The 405-nt window shown below is 60.2% G+C and carries 1 protein-coding gene; it reads left to right on the top strand.

Features of this window, described 5'->3' with window-relative positions; genetic code table 11:
• On the top strand, window positions 1-405 hold a 405-nt coding region (locus BGN95_RS09650), incomplete at both ends, for a zincin-like metallopeptidase domain-containing protein (RefSeq protein WP_286772499.1).

Consider the following 405-nt stretch of genomic DNA (forward strand, 5'->3'; position numbering starts at 1 on the left):
AGAAGTCGACCATCGCGATCTTCTACAAGAGCTACACCAAGGAGGTTGAAGCCCCCGATACCGGGGAAAAGACCGACGAAGCCCGACGGGTGCTGAAGGCCTATCCGGTCTTCAATGCCGATCAGGTCGAAGGTCTGCTCGAGCGCTTTCATCCGGCCACGACATTGGAGCTTGTCGAGCCCGAAGGGCGCGAGGCCGAGCTCGACGCCTTCTTCGCTGCCATCCCCGTCAACCTGCGCCACCAAGGCTGCGAAGCCTATTATGAACCGACTGCGGATCGCGTCACAATGCCGCCAACGAGCCTATTCTCTGGTTTCGATCACTACTACGCCACGCTCGCACACGAGTTGTCGCACTGGACCGGCCATGCCAGCCGGCTGGGACGAGATCTCAAGAACCGCTTCG

Source organism: Sphingomonas sp. 66-10 (assembly GCF_001897045.1).
Classification (GTDB): domain Bacteria; phylum Pseudomonadota; class Alphaproteobacteria; order Sphingomonadales; family Sphingomonadaceae; genus Sphingomonas; species Sphingomonas lycopersici.